This window comes from uncultured Winogradskyella sp. (assembly GCF_947498345.1).
Taxonomy (GTDB): domain Bacteria; phylum Bacteroidota; class Bacteroidia; order Flavobacteriales; family Flavobacteriaceae; genus Winogradskyella.
The window spans coordinates 90,475-109,859 of sequence record NZ_CANMJY010000007.1 but is presented as its reverse complement, the minus strand read 5'-3'; the positions used below and the strand labels follow the sequence as shown (position 1 = coordinate 109,859).

The window sequence follows — 19,385 nt, the reverse complement described above, 5'->3', positions numbered from 1 at the left end:
TTGTAAGGCAAATCTATTAGACATTTGTGAGCATTAATTTATGGTTAGCTACTCTTAGCCATAATATGTGGATAGTCCTTGCTTGGAAAACTGAGCAAGGGCTTATCAAAAGGTTATTCAACTTCAATTCTATAGTTATGAAAACAAAATTACCCTTTCTCATCTTTTTATTTTTCTCCCTAATCTGCTCTTCTCAAATAATCTGGACAGGAGGTGGAAGCGACATAAACTGGAATACTCCTGAAAATTGGAGTTCTAATATTATTCCAACTTCGATGGATAATGTTGAAATTCCTGCCGGCTTTACAGTGACAATAATGGGAGTTGCATCATGTCAGTCTCTAGAACTTAAGGGTTCTGCCATTCTTAATATAGATGGTGGCAGCTTTTTTAGTGCACAACCTTCTTTTTTTGAGACAGGAACAACAACTAATTGGGCAAGCGGTTCAATATCGTGTTCACTTTTAGTCAATCAAGGCACAATGAACCTAACGTCAAGCGGAGATAAATCCTTTATAAGTTCATCTATTGTAAATAACAATGGAACAATTAATTTTTTAGGTTCTGGAGATTTGTTCCTTCAAGACATCACTGTCCTAAATAATGAGTTTGATGGAACGATTGATATGGCTGCAGACGATGGAAATATTGATAATCTTGCTGGTCTTTCCATTCTAAATAACGAGGGCATAATTCGTAGAAGTACAACTTCGGGGGAAGCCCAAATACAGACCGTAGAATTCAACAATAATGGCGGTATTATACAAGTGGATAGTGGCACATTAGGAATTACAGGTTTTGGTGATAAAACCTTCACGGGCGGTTCGTACATTGTTTCTTCAGGTACCGTTTTAGATTGGGATAGCACAATAATTGTCTCGGGTTTTTTAATGGGAACCATTGAGGGCGATTTAAATTGGAACAGTACAATCGATGTTCCTGTATCGGCCACTTTTAATTTTACTGGAGGAGGAAGTTTCAATTGGACTGGCGGTAATTTAAATGGCGGCGGAATTTTAACCAATGAAAGCACTATCAATTTAATCGGAACTCCTAGTAAGGCTATACAAGATAATACAACCTTAAATAATTTAGGAATCCTAAATATTGCAGATACGGGAGATTTATTTATTCAGAGCGATAGTGTTTTAAATAACGAAGCTTCTGGTGTTATCGATATGCAAACTGATGGCGGAAATATCATCCAATCGGCTGGTGTGGGTATATTAAACAACTCAGGTTTAATACAACGTTCAACGTCTTCCGGAGAAGCTCAAATCACTTGTCCATTAAACAATAACGATGGCACAATCCAAGTTGAAAACGGTACGCTAACGTTCATCACGAGTGATAAAAGTTTAATAAATGGTATGTATAATGTATCCTCGGGAGCTGTTTTAAATTGGAATAGTTCTATGTCGCTATCTGGTGTATTATCTGGAGCTATTGATGGTACTTTAAATTGGGGCAATACCTCTGGAACTGTTAGTGTTCCTGTTTCAACTACTCTTAATTTTTCGGGGACAGGTGTTTTTAATTGGACAGGAGGACGTTTAGACGGAGGTGGTGTATTGACAAATCAAAGCACAATTAATTTTACCACTATTGGAACAAAAGTTATTCAAGGTGATACTACGTTTAACAATGCGGGAACTATTAATATTGCTGGTGGCGGTGATTTGTTTATCAATCAAGGTATTGTAAATAATCAGGCTTCTGGATTAATCGATATGCAATTTAATGAAGGAAATATCACCCGCTCTACTGGTACCTCGAATATTTTAAATAACTCAGGAGTAATAAGCCGCACAACCTCAACCGGAGTTGCTCGCATATTAATACAATTAAACAATTCTGGAACTATAGATGTACAATCAGGAATATTGGATATTGGAAACAATACCTTTCCATTTTTTAATCTTATAAATGGCGAAATAAAAGGGGTGGGTAGAGTGGAACTCCCGCTTATCGCCAACTACACAAATGATGGAGCTTTTTCGCCCGGAGCATCACCTGGCACATTAACTGTTGTTGGCGATTTTGAATCTACGGCAAATTCTGTATTGGACATTGAGCTCGATGGATTAGCCCAAGGAACACAATATGATCTCTTGGCAATAACGGGCAATGCAGATTTTAACGGTAACCTTCAGGTTGCATTAAATTTTGATGCTGATGTTAATGACGAATTTATCATCGCAACAACCACAGGAACTATTAATAGTTGTAATTTTCCTGCTATGATTTCTGCTTCTTTCGGTGGATTTGATTATGAATTCAGTGTTGTATGTAGAAATAACAATGAGCTTGTTCTGACAGTGACTAACGAAACGCTTTCCAGTGATGAATTTGAACTAAATACGATTTCTGTCTATCCGAATCCAACCCGTGGATCTGTCTTTATTCAAGGTGATGCGCTTTCAAAAATCACGCTTTTTGATTTAAATGGCAGAAAAATACTTGAAACAAATAACAAAGAATTGACTATTCAGCATCTAAATAACGGTATTTACCTACTGGAAATTACAGACACAGAAGGGAAACAAGCCATTAAAAAAATCGTTAAATACTAATTGAATATCGACTAGGACCTATTGACTAAATATTTAAACAGATAAAGCTCAGTGGTCTTCGGACTATTGGGCTTTTATATTGTAAGTTGTTTTCCGAGATATACCAATTTACTCTTAGCATCAATCTCTTTTTCTACATCGTCATCAAGCGAAGGAATAATATGTATCACATCCCTGCTTGTTTTAAGAAACAAGGGGATTCGATCTTTGTCGGATTTTATGTTTTCTAAAATAGTGTTGTAGGATTCCAGATCCTTTACTGGAATTTCTCTAATTTCAGGATAGTTTTCAGAAACCTGTATGAGGTTATTAAAATCATCAGATAGGGTAAAAACACCATCTTCTGGAGAAATAGAGCCATTCTCCAATTCAGCTTTAGACGCTAATCTAAACGAGCCATTCTCGCCAAACTGTGCACCAAATTTTTCAACGGCATAGCGGTTAATGTCCGCATTACCCGTTAATGCCAATAAATAACCAATATCACTAAACTCTACATTATCCTTTAAGGTGTCTGAATATATATTTTCTGTATGCGCCTCAATACCCATTTGCTCAGCTTCACTTACATTATTCTGGTTGCTATCTACCAAAACGACGTGTCTTCCGTTATCGATTAAATATTGAGCAACAAGACGAGACACCTTTGAAGCTCCAATAATTAATATACCCTCAGACTTTATTAGGAATACTCCCGAGACCCTTGCAAATAAACGTGCCGTAGTAGCGTTTAAAAGTACTGTGCCTAAAACAATCATAAATACCAATGGCGTAATATATTCAGCACCCACAACATCCTCTGCTCTAAGTTTACTTCCAAAAAGTGAAGCTATACCTGCTGCCACGATACCTCGAGGACCGACCCAACTGATAAACATTTTTTCGTTCATTTTGAGTTTTGATCCCTGTGCGCTAACAAATACCGCTAAAGGTCTTATAATAAGAACTACTACTAAAAATAAGGCTAATGTCTCCCATCGGTATAGAAGCATAAGGTCATCATAATTAATATTAGCGGATAGTAATATGAAAAGTATAGATATTAGTAGTACGCTTAGTGATTCTTTAAAATAGAGCAATTCTTTAATGCTATCAAGCTTGCTATTGCCTATTACCATTCCCATAACTACTACAGCAAGCAGACCAGACTCATGGGCAAAAATTTCGGACTCGATAAATACCAATAATACCACAGATAGTGAAACTACGTTGAGCAAATAGTGTGGAATAAACTTTTTGTTAATCGCAAAAACTAAAGCGTGTGCAAAGGTGAAACCAAAAGTGGTTCCAAAAAGAACAATCTTCCCAAATTCTATTAAAGCAGTCTTGGTAAACCCCACTTCACCACCAACAAAAATAAATTCAAAGACTAATACCGCTACCAAAGCTCCTATTGGATCTATGAGAATGCCTTCCCACTTTAATACTGTTGAAACATCGCGCTTCAATGGTATATTTCTTAATATCGGAGTAATAACGGTTGGCCCAGTGACAATAATTAATCCAGAAAACAAAAAACACAAGTCCCAGCTTAAACCAAATAAATAATGTGCCAAGACGGCTGCGCCAAAAAAAGTAACCGCCGCGCCAACCGTTATTAATTTAGTAATCACTGGTCCAACGTTTCTTATTTCACTACGCTTAAGTGTAAGCCCTCCTTCAAAAAGTATAATACTAATAGCTAGAGACACAAAATAAAATAACCCTTCTCCCGGAAAGAGACCTCTTTTATGCTCGTCATTCCAGATAGGTTCAATCCATTTGGTGCCATCTTCGTTAATAAACTCTGCAGCTATAGGGCCGACTAACAAACCTATAAGGATTAATGGTAAAATTGCGGGGATTTTAAATTTCCAAGCAACCCATTGCGCTAAGATTCCAAGAATTATAATACCAGCTAATTCTACCATACTTAAGTTTTTTAATCCCTTCGAAAATAGCTTTTTTTTTACAACCCAAAAAATCCTAATAAAATCAAAAGAGCTTTAAGTATTACACGCTAATTTGGTAAATTGCGCAACTATGCAATTATATCCTATTAATGCCGGCAATTTTAAACTCGATGGAGGTGCTATGTTTGGTGTTGTGCCTAAATCTCTTTGGACAAGAACCAATCCGGCAGACAGCAATAATATGATTGATATTGCGGCACGCTGTTTGTTAATTGAAGATGGTAATCGTTTGGTTTTAATTGATACTGGGATGGGAAATAAACAGAGTGAGAAGTTTTATGGGTATTACTTCCTTTGGGGTGATGACACTATAGATAAGTCACTGGCTAAATATGGTTTTCATAGAGATGATATTACAGACGTTTTTATGACCCACCTACATTTTGACCATTGTGGTGGCAGCATTCAGTGGAACAAAGAAAAAACAGGTTATGAACCTGCTTTTAAAAACGCATATTTTTGGAGCAATGCAGACCATTGGCAATGGGCAACACAACCTAACAGGCGTGAAAAAGCATCTTTTCTCAAAGAGAACATTTTACCTATGGAAGCGAGTGGACAATTAAAGTTTACTGTACTTCCAGATGATAAGATTCTTAAAGATTCTAAATTGGGGTTCGACATTTTCTTTGCAAACGGCCATACGGATAAGCAAATGATTCCTATAATTAACTATAAAGGAAAAACCCTTTGCTTTATGGCAGATTTATTGCCAACTGCTGGTCATTTGCCATTGCCGTTTGTTATGGGTTACGACACAAGGCCCTTGTTAACCTTAGATGAAAAAGAATTATTTCTTAATAAGGCGGCAGACCACAATTTTTATCTATTTTTAGAGCACGATGCACATAACGAAATCATCACCGTTAAACGTACAGAAAAAGGAGTGAGGCTTAATAAAGTTTTTACTTGTAACGACATATTTAATTAATAACTAATAACACTAACTATGACAATGAATTACAAACTATTGGGTTATATAGGTTTTTTTGCAACATTACTACTAGGTTGCGGTTCTGCGGCTGATATTCTATCCACTCCTATAGAAAATATCGATACATCTCCCTTAAAGGTTGCTGAACTAACAGAGGCCGAAAAGAAAAATTGGGGGCACTTAGATTTAGAAAAGGATACCATTCCTGGTATGGCTGTAGATAGAGCTTATGATGAGCTTATAAAAAAGAAAAAAGGCGTAAAAGTTATCGTTGCAGTTATTGATTCTGGTATTGATATAGATCACGAAGATTTAGATGATGTGATCTGGACGAATAAAAAAGAGACTCCTAATAATGGAAAAGATGACGATAATAATGGCTATGTTGATGATGTCCATGGTTGGAACTTTTTGGGAGATGCATATGATGAACAGCTGGAATACGTTAGAATATTAGCCAGCGGGGACAAATCTAATCCAGATTATACTGCTGCTGAAACTAAATACGAAGAGGACTATCAAACATGGACAAGTCGCAAAACACAGTACGATCAAATTGCACAAGCAGTAAAGAATGCTGACGACACCTTAAAAAAACATTTTGGAAAAGATGATTATACAATTGAAGAGGTTAACGCTATTAAAACAGAAGATCAAACGCTGTCACAAGCTAAACAAATTGCGCAAAATATAAATGCTAACGGTTTAACAATGGCCAAAGCCAACGAGGAGATTAAAGATGCTCAAGAGTCAATCAATGAGCGCTTAAATTATAATTTAAACAAAAGCTTTTCGGGGCGTAAAACTGGAGATGACGTTAACGACCTTTCTGATACCGGTTATGGTAATGGCAATGTAAAGCCTGTAAAAAAATCTGAAGCACATGGCACTCATGTCGCTGGTATTATTGCTGCAGAACGCAACAACGGAAAAGGTGCTAATGGAGTAGCAAATAATGTAGAAATTATGTCTTTAAGAACTGTTCCCAACGGAGATGAGTACGATAAAGATGTTGCTTTAGCTATACGTTATGCCGTAGATAATGGTGCAAAAGTTATAAATGGAAGCTTTGGAAAGTCTTTCTCACCTCATTCAGAATGGGTAAGAGATGCAATTAAGTATGCTTCAGACAACGATGTGGTTTTTGTTCATGCGGCTGGCAACGATAGTAAAAATGTTGATAAAGTGCCTAACTTCCCAGACGATAATGTTGATTTTGTTGAGGTTTCAAACACTTATATAAGAGTTGGTTCTTTAACTCAAAAGTACGGCTCTAAAATGGTCTCAGGCTTCTCAAATTATGGTAAAAAGAATGTAGATATATTTGCCCCAGGTTCTGCTATTTATTCAACAATGCCAGAAAATGAATACGATTTTAATGGTGGTACCTCTATGGCCGCTCCTGGTGTAGCTGGTATTGCTGCTTTAATTCGTTCTCAGTATCCTAATTTAAACGCTGCTCAAGTAAAACAAGTGATTTTAGATTCCGGATTGCCTCTAACAACTAAGGTTGTTGTGGGCGGAGATGCTTCAAACGTAAAACCGTTTATTGAGCTATCCTCTTCTGGGAAAATAGCAAATGCATACAATGCATTAATTTTAGCTTCAAAAATTAAATAAGCTAACAACAGTCATATAACAAGCTGTGACTATATATATAATCAACCTTTAAGCTTGTTAATAAATTACAGATTATTAAAAATATTATATATGAAGACATTCTTTTTAGGCCTTTCTTGTTATGTTATGTTATGTTCTTTTGGATCTACAAAAGCTTTTGCTCAAAGCCCTTCAATACAAACAATAGGTTGCAATTGGCAACAACATGTAGATTACGACATGGAAATTGATATGGACGTTAACACATTTCAATATAAGGGAAAGCAAAAATTAGTTTATACCAACAATTCCCCAGATGTATTGAATCGTGTCTATTACCATTTATATTTTAATGCTTTTCAACCTGGCAGTGAAATGGATGTGCGCTCGCGTACCATAGCAGACCCTAGTCCTAAGATTGGTGAGCGCATTAGTAAACTTAAGCCTAACGAAATAGGTTATATAAAGGTAAATTCTTTAATGCAAAACGGAAAAGCTATTTCGCATGAAACTGTAGGTACTGTATTGGAGGTAAAGTTAGATAAGCCTATACAACCTGGTGAAAAAGTAACTTTTAACATGGATTTTGACGCACAAGTGCCTTTGCAAATCCGTCGTTCTGGTAGAAATAATAAAGAAGGGGTGGCTTTGTCTATGACGCAGTGGTACCCAAAATTAGCGGAATATGATGATGAAGGCTGGCATGCTGACCCATATATAGGGCGCGAATTTCATGGTGTTTGGGGAGACTTTAATGTAAAGCTAACTATTGATAAAGATTATGTTGTTGGTGGGACAGGGTATTTAAAAGAAGAGTCTAAAGCTGGCGGAAGAAAAAAAACACTGCATTTTGAAGCACCAAAAGTCCATGACTTTACTTGGGTTGCAGATCCTGATTTTATTCATGATACTTTAGAAATGTCCAATGGACCTACCTTGCATTTTTATTACAAAAAAGACCTGGAGCCTAAATATCTTGAAAATTGGAAAAAACTACAGCCAGATACCGCTAAGTTAATGGAGTATTTTAGTAAAAATATTGGGCAATATCCTTATAAGCAATATTCTGTAATTCAAGGTGGTGATGGCGGTATGGAATATGCTATGTGCACTTTGATTACAGGTCAGCGTAGTTATGGTAGCTTATTGGGTGTTACTGCCCACGAGATGGCCCACACCTGGTTTCAGTTTTTATTGGCCACTAACGAAGCTAAACACGAATGGATGGATGAAGGGTTTACAAGTTATATTTCAACACTTGCCGAAAATGAACTCAGGGACGCCAAAAGCGATAACCCTTTGGTTGGTTCTTACAGAGGATATATTGCCTTGGCAAACTCAGGTTATGAGCAACCTTTAACAACACATGCAGATCGTTATAAGTACAATCAAGTGTATGGAGTTGCAGCATATAGTAAAGGTGCTGTTTTCTTAGCGCAATTGGGTTATGTTATAGGAGAGGATAACCTAAAGAAAACCATTAAAAAGTACTTTGAAGACTTTGCGTTTAAACACCCTAAACCTATGGATATCGTGAGAACAGCTGAGCGAGTTACTGACCTTGAACTAGACTGGTATTTAATAGATTTCGGGCAAACCACAAACACAATCGATTATGGGGTAAAATCTATTGAAGACAAATCAATTACTTTAGAACGTATTGGTTTAATGCCAATGCCTATTGATGTATCTGTTACCTATACCGATGGTTCAAAAGAAGCGTTTTATATTCCATTACAAATGATGCGTGGTGAAAAACCAACCTCAGCAACCATAGTTAATGATTGGGCTTGGGCTATGCCAACATATGTCTTTGAGGCTAATAAAACTGTAAAATCTGTTGAGATTGACCCTTCGCAAATGATGGCTGATGTTAAACGTAAAAATAATACACTAACTGTAGAGTAAATCTATGCTTATATTTTTTGGACTACGGTCTGCACGTATAGAATCCCGAAAGATTAATGCAAGTACGTCTTGCCAACATTGTCAAAGCGAAAATTCTTTTGTAGCTAGTATATACGGTAACTATTTTCATATATTTTGGATTCCTGTATTTTCTACTGGTAAAGCTATTGTTGTTGAATGCTCACACTGCAAAAAGACGTATCACTTACAAGATTTGTCTTCAGAAAACCAGTTAGTGATTCAAAACTCATTTGCCGAAAATCCTCCTAAAAAAGCGCAATGGCTTAATCTTGGGTGTTTTGTTATACTCGCTTTTATCCTATTTATCGTATGTGCTGTGATTTATGCTAAAATTGTTTCTGGCTTTGATGATGATTACGATGAGGGCTTTGATGATGATTACCCATATGAAGAAGTTAATAGTGATTACAAGAGCAATGACGATATTGAAGATTACGTCATAGAAGCCCCAAAACCCGCGTGGTTTAGGGTTCTAAAAAAGGACATTCTTAAATCAGAACTTTATCCAACTGAAGAGTTTGAACCCATTAGTTACGCTTTATTTAAATGTCTAGATCCAGACACTATTAAACTCGGCAAGGAAGACGTGGGCTATTTTTACAGAATCGAAGACGATAAGATCTTAATACTATTGGAGGTGTGGAATTATAAAGAACTAAACGATACAGAAAAAGCCATTGTATATTCGAAAATTGATCGCTGTTTAGATGATATTTTAAAAGAAGAAAATTATGAGCGTTACGTTGGTATTTATTATGAGGGAGAGTTAAAAATGCAAAAATCACCAAATGGCATGGTAAAAGATAGTACGGCAAAAGATGCGGAATTATTGAAAGAGTTTTATGATGAGTTAATAATTTATTAAAGCTGTTTGTAAATAATCTTAAATCACAAATCTTATAAATTGCTTTTCTTGGTCTTCAGTAAATGTTACGTCTCCTGTTAAACTCTCCGAAAATTTATTAGCTACTAATAGTTGTATTAAAGCCTCTCTCACAAACACAGAACTTCTTGCAATTGTTTGGTAGATTAAGTTGTCCCAAACAACAAGTTCGTCTTGCGAAGTCAGTTCTTTAGCGTCATTAATGTTTTCTGAGATTGCAACATGTGATAGTGCGTTTTTATTTCGCATTAACCACGATGAGAAGTTGTAAAGATCTTCGTTAACTTTTTTACATATGTTTTGTTTTTGAAAGGAGAGTGTGAATTGGCAAAATCGTCCCCTGCACCTAACAATGCCTGCTTTTTTTTCTATTAATTGTAGACTTCGCAATGTCACAAACCTAAATAGGTTGTTTTTAATGTTTTGACTCATTTTAATTGTTCTAAAGTTTATACTAATTATTGAGCTCCTGTTTTGGAATATGTTATTGTTAAATTATCTTTTTACAAAAAATGATTTTAAATTCTAGGGATTTTGCTTTTAAAACATCACAAATGTTTAATTTTAAAGTGTTTTTTGTAAAAAGTTTAATTTTAAAAACTATTAGTCATGGAGGGTGTCGACGAAAAAATATCAGCAATTATTAATCATTTTCACCTTAATAATTTTTCGTTTTCTAAACGCATTGGTGTTACCGGAACCACCATAGACAGTATTGTTAATGGGCGTCCGCAACCAGACGGCACCAGAAAGAAGACCAAACCTGGTTATGACGTTCTTACCGCTATTATAGATACGTTTAGTATAAATCCCGATTTTTTGTTTGGCAAGAGTAAGGAGATGCTAAAATCTAATGTTAGTAATACTCAAACATATTCAGGAATACCGCAGGTAATTGCTGTTAATCAAACTGGCGATGAAAATGTAATTTATGTACCAATAAAAGCCCGAGCAGGTTATTTAGATGGTTATGGTGATCCTGAATATATAGAAACTTTACCGTCATTTAATATGCCTCACCTTACAAATGGTACATATCGTTGTTTTGAGGTAAAAGGCAACTCTATGGTAAGGACATTTTTTGATAGTGATTTGGTCTTTGGTAAATATGTTGAAGACCTAAGGGATATTAAAGATGGTAGAATTTATATCGTAGTGAGTAAAAATGATGGCATTGTTCTAAAGCGTGTTATTAATAGAATTGCCGAGCATAATAAGCTAATTTTAAAAAGCGATAATAAAGATGGTAATTATCCTACTTATACAATTAATGCGGAGGAAGTAGTTGAGGTATGGCATGTTACTATGTATGCCTCCGAGCAAATGCCCGAGCCTGTAGATATATACGATCGTTTACATGAATTAGAAAGTAAAATTGTGGATTTAGAAGGTGCATTACAACGAAAGCTTTTAAATTAGTCCTTAAGCCAAGACTCATTTTTATACATTTCCTTTTTAGAAACACGCTCCCTATTGTATAGAAGCACATGTGTTTTATCTAGTTGTTTATTTCTATAGCCAAATAAGTGAAATATAGATTTAGCCATAAATCGTGTTACAGATAAATTCGCTTTTAAAATACCTTTTTGTTTATTGCGCCAAGTGATTCCGGGAAGAACGGTTAATAGGCTATCGGCTTTTATTTGTCTTAAAATTTCTGAAAGCTTTAGGAAAAATTCAGGTATTCGTCTAATAATAAAAAACCCATCATTGCCTGATTTCTGATAGAGTGGCATAAAAAGTTTGGCATTGAATTTTGAATAAATTTCAATATCATTAGATATGGCCAACAACGTTCCTTTCTTAATATCTTGAAAACTCTCAAAACCTTTTAACATTTCAAAATTCTCTTTAGGTTTAATGTGATGTTTGTATATAACTTCAAAAATTGAGGTGATATCGTCACATGATCTTTTTAGTACATTTTCGGCCCTATCTGCATTAATATGCTTTGCGTTTCCTGCTTGTTTTAATGCTAAAAGAATAAAAGCTTCACAATTAGAAATTGCAACAGGGTCTGTATGTTGCCCAGCCTCAAAACCAAGAGACACATAACCTAAAGTGTTGAGATAACTTAAAAGTGGCCCATCTAAATACTCTTCTATACCTAAGACAATTGGAACGGGAAAACAGCCTGAAAACTTTCTGTTAATTAAAGCGTCGTTAATAGTAATAAACGGAAGTGTTTTACTAGAGGTGGTGTGTAGGTCTATAAAGTATACAGGATTCTTAATTATGGCTAAAAGCTTTTTTAAAAAACTAAATAACTCTTGTTGTTCCTGTTCTTCTTCGTTTAAAAAAGTATTAATCTTTAAATTATTTAATTGTTTGGACGTCCACATTCTGTTGAGGTCGGACTTTAAAAAACGTTTGTTTTTTTCTAAAGCTTTAATGTTTCCATAAACCCCATATATTTCGCCACAAATATCTTTTGGTGTAATGGTTTTTAATACATTGTCTAAAGCCCTAACACCCGCATACTCATTACCATGTACGCCAGCAAAAAAGACTATTGTAGCTCCAGGGTTTTTACCAATAATATGATGAAAAACTCGATTTGATGCTTCTGTGTGTGTTTTATTTACCTTAAGGTCAGTATACGTCATTTTATAAATCATTAGAGGTTATAATACCTAATAATTCTTTATTTCTAACTACGGGCAGACAATTGATATTGTGTTTTTTCATTAACCTTTTAGCCTTATCTAAAGGTGATTCTTGCGAAATTGTAATTAAGTTTCTTGTCATTACATCTTTAACACGTAGGTGTAGGTCTTTATTTCCAAGCTTTATCAAATCTGTCCAGGTTAATAACCCTGTTAATTGCTTTTTCTTATTTATTACTGGTAAGTGGTGAATTTTTTTCCATTTCATAATATTACTTACCAGCTCTAAACTATCATTTTGATCTACAAGAAGCATTTTAGTATTCATATTGTGCTTTACAATACGACTGATGTCTATTTTTAGGTTTTCATCGGGGTTGAAAATTCCCCATTGATCCACCGTTTTTTCTTCAAGTTGATGTTTATACATAAAAGCTGTAATATTCTGAAGCGCTTCAAAATTGGTTTTGGTTTTCTGAAGGTTTCTAAAGTTTTCTACCATCCATTGCGCCCCATTGTGAGATATAGTGCGGTGTTTAATGATTGTAAGGTATCTGTTAATATCATCTTCTGCTATTTGAACACTCCTTAGACCGTCATAAGCCATAGGTAAAAATTCATCCATTATTAAATCCTTTGCAGAGATTAACTTACCATTCCATTTAAACTGAGTTTCCATACCATTTCTTGCTGCTTTAAAGAAATTACTTTTAATGTCTTTAAAATCCATTTTTTTATGGATGTCCTTGTACTTCTCTGATTGTCCCAGCATTAAACCTACCCAAAACACCATATTTGCTATTTCATCTAAAAGAGTTGGGCCAGAAGGTATGTATCGACATTCTATTCTTAAATGAGGCTTTCCACCTCCAACACCATAGCATACACGGTTCCATTTATAAACCGTACCATTATGTAGTTGTAATGCTCTTAATTTGGGAATTTCACCTCGTTCTAACTGCTCTAAACTATCATCATGTTCATCTGAAGTAAGCAAGCTTCTAAATATTGATATATGATCCCTAAAAATATCACTCACTGACCCACTCTCCCAATCGGTTCCAAAGCTTACTCTCGATTGTTTTTCGTTATAAATAAAAGAGTTTGCTCTAGTATCTATACTTTGTGTAAATAAAGCAATTCGGGTTTCTGCCCAAAGCTCTCTACCAAACAAAATTGGAGAATTGGCACAACTGCTTAATACGGGTCCGGAAATGGCTTGAGCCCAATTATATTTTTCTACAAATTCATCTGGGTGAATCTGCAGATGTGTTTGAAAACTCGTATTACAAGCTTCTAGCATCACACTATCATGAATTAGATTTAACTCATTAACTCCTTTTATGTTGATATTAAAACATTCTCTTCTGGAATTTTTTAAAGCATTATTTAATACATGATATCTAGACACATCTGTCATATAGTTTTCTGAAATATGCTTGAGTCTTAAGGTGGGTAAAATCCCTGTTAGCAAAATTTTTGAGTCTTTTGTATTAGCAATTTCCTTGGCTTTTTTAAGTAATGTGCTAAGTTGATTTTGTAATGAAGAAAAGCAATTTCCACTTAGAATTATGGGATCTGAGTTAATTTCAAGATTGTATTTTCCAATCTCTGTGGTGAAATGTTCATCATTAATAGCCTCTAAAATATCGAGATTATTATTATTAGGAAAAAATTGATTCGTAGTAATGCAGAACTCTTGCTCTGCTCCAATTCTAATAGGTTCTTTTTCAATTAAATCATTTTTAAGCATTATATCCAAAGCTTCTAAGTCTCTAACAAGATGGTGAATATATAATGCCTTATCTTTGGGGTTTTTAAGTTGTTTTACATCTAAATGTCCCATAATTAAAGCTGTAAAATTGATTAGTTCTTGTAAGTTACTCTAAATAAAAGGCTTAAAACATGATTTTTATCATGGGTAATTTTTGAGTTGCTTTGGTAATGTAAAATACTATTCTAAATTTATGTCAGTTACACACCTATATATGTCGTTTAAATACAATAAAAAAGATAAACTCAAGAGTAAGAAACGCATTGATATGTTATTTAATGAAGGTAAGTCTATAACGGTCTATCCGTTACGCTTAATTTATCTAAAAACTGATTTTAACGATGGTAGTGTTCTAAAAACTGGTGTTTCGGTCAGTAAAAAACTCCATAAAACAGCAGTAGCTAGAAATAGAATTAAACGTCTCTTAAGAGAAGTATATAGGCTTAATAAACCTCTATATTTTAACAATAGTTCAACATCTTATGCGTTTATGATTTTATACCTTAGCAAGGATGGAACAACTTTTGAGAAATTAAACGATAGTATAAAAGCGTTGTTTGAGAAATTTGTCGATAAAACTTCTGGCTCATGAAAAAAATATTACATAAAAAAATTATCATTCCAACAATAGCTATTGTTGTATTTTTTAGCGCAACAGCATTTAAGAATGATTTTTTTGAAATCGCTAAACAAATAGAAATCTTTACTACATTGTTTAAAGAACTCAACATGAACTATGTTGATGATACTAATCCTGGCGATTTAATGGACACTGCTATAAAAAGCATGTTGGATGATTTAGATCCCTACACGCAATTTTATAACGAACAAGATGTTGAATCTGCAAGAATTAACAATGCTGGTGATTATACGGGTATTGGTGCTAAAGTCTTAACTTTAAAAGATAAATTAGTCATTATAGAACCTTATAAAAACTATGCTGCTGACAAGGCTGGTCTTAAAGCTGGTGACGAAATTATAAAGGTAGATAATGTCACTGTTTCAGACTTTAAGGAGGATGCTGCTAATCTCCTTCAGGGCGCAGCTGGCACTGAGGTTAATGTCACTTATAAACGTCAGGGAAAAACTAATACTGTGAAAATCATTAGAGAATCGCTTGAAATTAAAGCGGTTCCTCATTATTCAATGATTGATGAAAAAACAGGTTATATTGTTTTAAGAAAATTTAATGAAAAAGCTGCTGCTGAAACTCTAGGTGCACTACGCGCTTTAAAAAATCAGGGGGCCAAACAACTTGTTTTAGATTTAAGAGGTAACCCTGGAGGTTTATTAAACGAAGCGGTAAATGTGACTAATATTTTTGTGCCTAAAAACCAGTTAGTAGTAACCACAAAATCTAAAGTTAAAAAATACAATAAAACCTATTATACCAAACGTGATGCTATAGATACTGAAATTCCTTTAGTGGTATTAATTGATGGTAGTAGTGCTTCTGCCAGTGAAATTGTTTCTGGTGCTTTACAAGATATGGATAGAGCTGTTGTAATTGGTGCACGTAGTTTTGGTAAAGGTTTGGTTCAGAGACCAAAATCGTTAACCTATGGAACACAAATGAAGATAACTATTTCGAGATATTACACGCCATCTGGGCGTTGTATACAAGCGTTAGATTATTGGAACAGGGATAAAAATGGTAAAGCAACACGTGTTAAAAAAGAAAATTATAATGCATTTAAAACCCGTAATGGTCGTTATGTTTTTGATGGTGGTGGTGTACAACCAGATGTAGAAATAGAATTATCTAAACAAACACCTATAACCAAAGCTATATTGAATGAAAATTTAATTTTCAACTTTACAACTCAGTATTATTATAATAATAAAGTTGAAGACCTAAATAGTTTTAAATTATCAGATTCTGATCTTAATGAGTTTAGATCTTATTTAAAAACTACAGGTTTTAATTTTGAAACTAAGACTGAAAAAGCCTTAGATAATGCAATTGCAATTGCAAAAGAAGAGGAACTTAATGATGTAATTAAATCAGAAATAAATGACTTAACTAATGCTTTACAAACCTACAAGTCTAATGCTATTAATGCAAATAAGGCACAGTTAAAGTCATTGTTAACCGACGAAATTATAAAACGCTATTTTTATAGTGAGGGTTTATATGATTATTATACAGCTAATAATACAGAGATTAAAAAGGCTTTAGAAATCCTTAATAATCCTAAACAATATGCTAGTATTTTGAGATAGAGCATAAAATTATCTATATTTATAATTATAGAATTTTTATAATTATAAAAAATTCAACATAAATGAAGGCCCTACTTCTTTTTATAACCCTTAGTTTTCAACTTGCTTTTGCTCAAAAGGAGATAAAGCATCAAGTGTACTTTCTTACAGATCAATATGAGATTCCGGAGACTGAAGAAAGCCGTCTTTTACTATTCTTATCTGAAATAGAAAACATGGATATTAGAAAAATTTCTATTTATGGTTTTTGTGACGATAGAGGTAGTGATTCGTATAATATGGTTTTATCACAACAACGTGCAGATGCTATAAAAGAAGTCTTTTCTAATAATGAGTTTGACGAATCTGTTATTACTAATGTAGATGGAAAAGGTGAGATTTTACTTAATGTTGTAAATGATATCGACCTTTATAAAATTCGTGGATTAAATCGTAAAGTAGAAATTATTGTACAGCCTTACGATCCTCCGCGAGTAAAAGTAGAACAACCTAAAAAAGAAACTACCGAAGAACTTTTAAGTGGAGATCTTAAAGAAGGTGATAAAATAAAATTAGAAAATATTTTATTTAGAACTGGTTACAGTTACCTCACTAAACAATCTAAAGCTGTTTTAGATAATATCGCTGATATTCTTGTAGAGCGGACTGATATTTATTTTACTATTGAGGGACATGTTTGTTGTACTCATGGTACACGAGATGCTATAGATCGTAAAACTAAAAAACGAAATCTATCATTAGCGAGAGCTAAAACCGTGTATGATTATCTTGTAGATAAAGGAGTAAAACGATACAGAATGAGGTTTGTGGGACAGAAGAGAAAATTTCCTCTTGGTGGCGAACCAGAACTCGATAGACGTGTAGAGATTTTAGTAACCAGAATTGTTAAACCAAAATCTTCTAACTAAGATTTAAGCATATTTATATGAGGTATACCATCTTCAAGGTACTCCTCTCCTACTTCGAAAAACTCTAAATTATTATAAAAGCGTTTTAAATAGGTTTGAGCAGAGATTCTAATTCTAGATGCGTTATAAAAATCTTTTAGTACTTCAACTGAAGCTTTCATAATGTCATAACCATATTTATGTTCTCGTTCAGATTGCTTTACTACTACTCTACCAATACTAGCTTCTTCAAAATAGTAGCCTGGTTTAAAAACACGTGTATAAGCTACTAATTTTCCATTTTTATATCCTAAAACATGTAAGGCCTTTTGATCTTTACCATCTATATCTTGATACACACAATCTTGTTCTACGACAAAAACTTCTGCTCTTAATTGTAATAGATCATAAAGTTCTTTAGTAGTTATCTCTTGAAATGTTTTCGTTTTAATTTCTAACATAATAATTTAATTGCAATGGGTTGTTGGAATTATCAATCCTGTACAATGACATCCTTTGCATCACATTTACCAAATTCTGGTTGAATGTTAATATGATTAATTTCATATTTATGATACACTAATTCTTCTATCTTATTAAGAATCTTATCAAATTCAGATAATGTAATATCTTCATTGAAATCTATATGTGCTTCAAGATGAATTTCATCTTCATTTAACTGCCAAATATGAACATGATGCACATTTTTAATAACATCTATAGTTTGAATATCTTCAACAATAGCATTTACTGAAGTAGATTTTGGTGTGAATAACATTAATACTTTAAAGGAATCTTTTAATAAATTCCAGCCCATTATAATTAAATAAACAGCTATAGCAAATGTTAATACACTATCAATCCACCAGACTTGATAGAATTTCATTAATAAGCCACCTATCAAAACAGCAATGCTTGCCATCATATCTGTTAATAGATGCAGATAAGCACTTTTCATATTCATATTATCATCTGCATTCTTTTTAAGTAACAATACGCTAAAGCCATTGCCTAATATCGCAATAACAGACAACCATATAACTAAATTAGATTTTATTTCCTCTGGATTTTGAAAACGTTCTACAGCTTCAAAAATGAGTAGAATGGCTACAACAATTAATGTAGCAGCATTAATAAACGCTGCTAAAATTTCAGCACGCTTATAACCAAAAGTGCGTTTTAATGACGCTTTTTTCTTTACGAGCTTATTAGCAATTAAACTAATAACAAGAGATACAACATCGCTAAAATTATGAAGCGCATCACTTAATAATGCTAAGCTACCAGATATTAAACCACCTACAATTTGCGCAACCGTAATAGCAATATTTAATAGTATTGAAATAAAAAGATTACGACCATTAAGATCGTGAGCATGTGAGTGGTTATGTGAGTGCGAATGACGCATTATATATCAATTAAAATTGATATCTTATATGTTATAGTACTTAGCACGACAATGGAATTTTATCCACGCGGTTTTGATGACGACCGCCTTCAAACTCAGTATTTAAAAATACGTCTACCATTTTAATAGCTTGAGGAATAGATGTAAAACGAGCAGGAATACAAATAATATTTGCATTATTATGAAGGCGAGTTAATTCAGTGATTTCACTCGTCCAACACACTCCTGCCCTAACTTTTTGATATTTATTAGCAGTCATCGCTACACCATTTGCGCTACCACAAATTAAGATGCCACAACCTACTTTACCATCATTAACATCTTTAGCGACAGGATGTACAAAATCTGGGTAATCTACACTATCTAAAGTATCTGTTCCATAATTAGTGAGCGTATATCCTTTAGCTTCTAAATGTTTAACGATAGCTTGTTTATAATCTGGACCTGCGTGATCGTTACCTATTGAAATTGTCATCAATTTATAGTTTTAAATTATTTCCGCCACAACGGAAATTTCAATAATTTACCTTTTTACAAAATTACAAATAATAAAATCTAGTTAATAGCTGTATGTATTACTTGTTAATAACTGTTGACAAGTCTTAAAAAGAAAAATT

Annotated in this window: 16 protein-coding genes; 9 read left to right on the top strand and 7 right to left on the bottom strand. The window is 33.9% G+C overall.

What is annotated here, in order from left to right; translation table 11 throughout:
• Window positions 1-137: 137 nt before the first annotated feature.
• On the top strand, window positions 138-2,573 hold the full coding sequence (locus Q0912_RS10870; RefSeq protein WP_299114947.1) for a T9SS type A sorting domain-containing protein: 2,436 nt from the start codon (window positions 138-140) through the stop codon (window positions 2,571-2,573).
• Between the two features lie 74 nt (window positions 2,574-2,647).
• Here the strand turns inward: Q0912_RS10870 and Q0912_RS10865 are convergent, their stop codons facing one another.
• Entirely contained in the window at window positions 2,648-4,483 is a 1,836-nt protein-coding gene (locus Q0912_RS10865; protein WP_299114946.1) for a sodium:proton antiporter, read from the bottom strand.
• A gap of 112 nt (window positions 4,484-4,595) precedes the next feature.
• Between Q0912_RS10865 and Q0912_RS10860 the strand changes: the two genes are divergently transcribed.
• The 4 genes from Q0912_RS10860 to Q0912_RS10845 all read left to right on the top strand — a co-directional run bounded on the left by Q0912_RS10860 (window position 4,596) and on the right by Q0912_RS10845 (window position 9,852).
• On the top strand, window positions 4,596-5,456 hold the full coding sequence (locus tag Q0912_RS10860; protein WP_299114945.1) for an MBL fold metallo-hydrolase: 861 nt from the start codon (window positions 4,596-4,598) through the stop codon (window positions 5,454-5,456).
• A gap of 18 nt (window positions 5,457-5,474) precedes the next feature.
• The gene (locus Q0912_RS10855; RefSeq protein ID WP_299114944.1) at window positions 5,475-7,079 is read left to right on the top strand and encodes a S8 family peptidase; all 1,605 of its coding nucleotides are present in this window, start codon (window positions 5,475-5,477) and stop codon (window positions 7,077-7,079) included.
• A gap of 90 nt (window positions 7,080-7,169) precedes the next feature.
• Entirely contained in the window at window positions 7,170-8,966 is a 1,797-nt protein-coding gene (locus Q0912_RS10850) for a M1 family metallopeptidase (RefSeq protein ID WP_299114943.1), read from the top strand.
• A 4-nt stretch (window positions 8,967-8,970) separates the two neighbouring features.
• On the top strand, window positions 8,971-9,852 hold the full coding sequence (locus Q0912_RS10845; protein WP_299114942.1) for a zinc-ribbon domain-containing protein: 882 nt from the start codon (window positions 8,971-8,973) through the stop codon (window positions 9,850-9,852).
• Window positions 9,853-9,870: 18 nt separating this feature from the next.
• On the opposite strand, the gene Q0912_RS10840 is transcribed toward Q0912_RS10845, so the two are convergent.
• Complete coding sequence (locus Q0912_RS10840; protein ID WP_299114941.1) at window positions 9,871-10,119, bottom strand: hypothetical protein; 249 nt, start codon at window positions 10,117-10,119, stop codon at window positions 9,871-9,873.
• Window positions 10,120-10,479: 360 nt separating this feature from the next.
• On the opposite strand from Q0912_RS10840, the gene Q0912_RS10835 reads away from it, so the two are divergent.
• Entirely contained in the window at window positions 10,480-11,289 is an 810-nt protein-coding gene (locus tag Q0912_RS10835) for a S24/S26 family peptidase (protein ID WP_299114940.1), read from the top strand.
• Here the strand turns inward: Q0912_RS10835 and Q0912_RS10830 are convergent.
• A complete protein-coding gene (locus tag Q0912_RS10830) occupies window positions 11,286-12,476 on the bottom strand; it encodes a succinylglutamate desuccinylase/aspartoacylase family protein (protein ID WP_299114939.1) in 1,191 nt (396 codons plus the stop codon). The genes Q0912_RS10835 and Q0912_RS10830 overlap by 4 nt on opposite strands.
• A 1-nt stretch (window position 12,477) precedes the next feature.
• Window positions 12,478-14,322: a CBS domain-containing protein gene (locus Q0912_RS10825; protein ID WP_299114938.1), complete on the bottom strand. Its 1,845-nt coding sequence runs from the start codon at window positions 14,320-14,322 to the stop codon at window positions 12,478-12,480.
• Between the two features lie 121 nt (window positions 14,323-14,443).
• Between Q0912_RS10825 and rnpA the strand changes: the two genes are divergently transcribed.
• The 3 genes from rnpA to Q0912_RS10810 all read left to right on the top strand — a co-directional run bounded on the left by rnpA (window position 14,444) and on the right by Q0912_RS10810 (window position 17,381).
• Window positions 14,444-14,842 carry a ribonuclease P protein component gene (rnpA, locus tag Q0912_RS10820; protein WP_366125130.1) on the top strand — a complete coding sequence of 133 codons (399 nt, stop codon included), beginning with the start codon at window positions 14,444-14,446 and terminating at the stop codon, window positions 14,840-14,842.
• The gene (locus tag Q0912_RS10815) at window positions 14,839-16,473 is read left to right on the top strand and encodes a S41 family peptidase (RefSeq protein WP_299114937.1); all 1,635 of its coding nucleotides are present in this window, start codon (window positions 14,839-14,841) and stop codon (window positions 16,471-16,473) included. The genes rnpA and Q0912_RS10815 overlap by 4 nt, the downstream gene beginning before the upstream one ends.
• A 62-nt stretch (window positions 16,474-16,535) precedes the next feature.
• Complete coding sequence (locus Q0912_RS10810) at window positions 16,536-17,381, top strand: OmpA family protein (protein ID WP_299114936.1); 846 nt, start codon at window positions 16,536-16,538, stop codon at window positions 17,379-17,381.
• On the opposite strand, the gene Q0912_RS10805 is transcribed toward Q0912_RS10810, so the two are convergent.
• Genes Q0912_RS10805 through rpiB form a run of 3 tightly spaced genes read right to left on the bottom strand, consistent with a single transcriptional unit; the run spans window position 17,378 to window position 19,243 of the window.
• Window positions 17,378-17,821 (bottom strand): GNAT family N-acetyltransferase, encoded by a 444-nt coding sequence (locus tag Q0912_RS10805; RefSeq protein ID WP_299114935.1) that lies wholly within the window; start codon window positions 17,819-17,821, stop codon window positions 17,378-17,380. The genes Q0912_RS10810 and Q0912_RS10805 overlap by 4 nt on opposite strands.
• A gap of 32 nt (window positions 17,822-17,853) precedes the next feature.
• Complete coding sequence (locus tag Q0912_RS10800) at window positions 17,854-18,768, bottom strand: cation diffusion facilitator family transporter (protein WP_299114933.1); 915 nt, start codon at window positions 18,766-18,768, stop codon at window positions 17,854-17,856.
• 40 nt (window positions 18,769-18,808) lie between these two features.
• A complete protein-coding gene (gene rpiB / locus Q0912_RS10795; RefSeq protein ID WP_299114931.1) occupies window positions 18,809-19,243 on the bottom strand; it encodes a ribose 5-phosphate isomerase B in 435 nt (144 codons plus the stop codon).
• Window positions 19,244-19,385 lie beyond the last annotated feature (142 nt).

Bases quoted from the DNA above. Each gene is read 5' to 3' on its own strand.
- Q0912_RS10840 (WP_299114941.1), bottom strand. From the start codon at position 10,119: ATGCGAAATAAAAACGCACTATCACATGTTGCAATCTCAGAAAACATT.
- rnpA (WP_366125130.1), top strand. From the start codon at position 14,444: ATGTCAGTTACACACCTATATATGTCGTTTAAATACAATAAAAAAGAT.
- Q0912_RS10815 (WP_299114937.1), top strand. From the start codon at position 14,839: ATGAAAAAAATATTACATAAAAAAATTATCATTCCAACAATAGCTATT.
- Q0912_RS10810 (WP_299114936.1), top strand. From the start codon at position 16,536: ATGAAGGCCCTACTTCTTTTTATAACCCTTAGTTTTCAACTTGCTTTT.
- Q0912_RS10860 (WP_299114945.1), top strand. From the start codon at position 4,596: ATGCAATTATATCCTATTAATGCCGGCAATTTTAAACTCGATGGAGGT.
- Q0912_RS10835 (WP_299114940.1), top strand. From the start codon at position 10,480: ATGGAGGGTGTCGACGAAAAAATATCAGCAATTATTAATCATTTTCAC.
- Q0912_RS10865 (WP_299114946.1), bottom strand. From the start codon at position 4,483: ATGGTAGAATTAGCTGGTATTATAATTCTTGGAATCTTAGCGCAATGG.
- Q0912_RS10805 (WP_299114935.1), bottom strand. From the start codon at position 17,821: ATGTTAGAAATTAAAACGAAAACATTTCAAGAGATAACTACTAAAGAA.
- Q0912_RS10855 (WP_299114944.1), top strand. From the start codon at position 5,475: ATGACAATGAATTACAAACTATTGGGTTATATAGGTTTTTTTGCAACA.
- Q0912_RS10825 (WP_299114938.1), bottom strand. From the start codon at position 14,322: ATGGGACATTTAGATGTAAAACAACTTAAAAACCCCAAAGATAAGGCA.
- Q0912_RS10850 (WP_299114943.1), top strand. From the start codon at position 7,170: ATGAAGACATTCTTTTTAGGCCTTTCTTGTTATGTTATGTTATGTTCT.
- Q0912_RS10845 (WP_299114942.1), top strand. From the start codon at position 8,971: ATGCTTATATTTTTTGGACTACGGTCTGCACGTATAGAATCCCGAAAG.
- Q0912_RS10830 (WP_299114939.1), bottom strand. From the start codon at position 12,476: ATGACGTATACTGACCTTAAGGTAAATAAAACACACACAGAAGCATCA.
- rpiB (WP_299114931.1), bottom strand. From the start codon at position 19,243: ATGACAATTTCAATAGGTAACGATCACGCAGGTCCAGATTATAAACAA.
- Q0912_RS10800 (WP_299114933.1), bottom strand. From the start codon at position 18,768: ATGCGTCATTCGCACTCACATAACCACTCACATGCTCACGATCTTAAT.
- Q0912_RS10870 (WP_299114947.1), top strand. From the start codon at position 138: ATGAAAACAAAATTACCCTTTCTCATCTTTTTATTTTTCTCCCTAATC.